At 34.8% G+C, this 1,255-nt stretch carries 2 protein-coding genes; both read left to right on the top strand.

Annotated elements, in window-relative coordinates:
- Positions 1 to 751: RNA-guided endonuclease TnpB family protein (locus ACZQCL_RS09345; protein WP_482483002.1), on the top strand; the 751-nt coding region annotated here is incomplete at its 5' end.
- 154 nt (positions 752 to 905) lie between these two features.
- Positions 906 to 1,226: a nucleotide pyrophosphohydrolase gene (locus ACZQCL_RS09340; protein ID WP_003864113.1), complete on the top strand. Its 321-nt coding sequence runs from the start codon at positions 906 to 908 to the stop codon at positions 1,224 to 1,226.
- Positions 1,227 to 1,255 lie beyond the last annotated feature (29 nt).

The raw sequence follows: 1,255 nt of genomic DNA, 5'->3' as shown, positions 1-1,255 counted from the left end.
TGGAAATATTGAACTCTATGAAAATAAGGTCAAGCTTCCTAAGATTGGTCTTGTAAAGATAAAGAAAACACGAGCACCTAAAGGAAGACTCCTTAGTGCAACGGTATCACAAGTACCAAGTGGAAAGTATTATGTTTCATTATGTTATACGGATGTAGAAGAAGTCTTGTTTCCACTGACATATAATGAAACAGGTATAGATCTAGGTATCAAGGATTTTATCATATTGAGTAATGGAGAAAAGGTAGAGAATCCAAAATATCTGAAGAAGTCGATTGAGAAACTGAAAAAGCTACAGAAGCAGCAGTCACGAAAAACAAAGGGCGGCCGCAACTGGATCAAAAACAGGATCAAGATTGCAAGACTTCATGAAAAGATAGCGAATCAAAGAATGGATTTTATCAACAAACTATCTACAAGAATCATTACAGAATATGACATTATCTGCATCGAAGACTTAAAAGTAGACAATATGCTTAAAAACCACAATCTAGCCCAGTCTATATCAGATGTATCCTGGTCAAAGTTTACAACGCAGCTAGAATATAAAGCCCAGTGGTATGGAAAGGTGATCAAGAAAGTGGATACGTTCTATGCGAGCAGCCAGATCTGTCATTGTTGCGGATATAAGAATGAAGAAACAAAAGATTTAAAAGTAAGAAAATGGACCTGTCCAAAATGCCATTCAAATCATGACAGAGATATAAATGCATCCATCAATATATTGATGCAAGGCATATTAGCAAATTAAACATAAACAAAAACAACCGCAGGAACTGCGGGGATAGCTTGGTAAGAAAGGTTTCAATAGAAGCCTGTTCCCAAGAATCTCGTCACTTCAGTGATGAGAGGTTCAATCAGGTATTTAAAATCACCAAAGAAATATCGAATGATGGAGGATTAAGATGAAAAGGGCAGTTGAAGAAATATTAAAATTTAATGAGGAAAGAGATTGGGATCAATTTCATAATCCAGAAAATCTCGCAAAATCCATTAGTATTGAGGCAGGAGAATTGTTGGAATGCTTTCAATGGAATAATGAATATGATAAGCAACATGTTTGTGAAGAATTGGCAGATGTGATGAATTATTGTATTTTAATGGCCAACAAACTAGGTGTGGATATGGAAGAGATTTTGTTGATGAAATTAGAACAAAATAAAAAGAAATATCCGGTAGAAAAGTGTAAAGCATCTTCTAAAAAGTACACAGAACTGATAAAATAAGGGTATGTTAGATGTCGAGCGATTACAAT

This window comes from Holdemanella sp., assembly GCF_056804935.1.
This window is presented reverse-complemented; position numbering and strand designations above follow the sequence as displayed.

Bases quoted from the DNA above. Each gene is read 5' to 3' on its own strand.
- ACZQCL_RS09340 (WP_003864113.1), top strand. From the start codon at position 906: ATGAAAAGGGCAGTTGAAGAAATATTAAAATTTAATGAGGAAAGAGAT.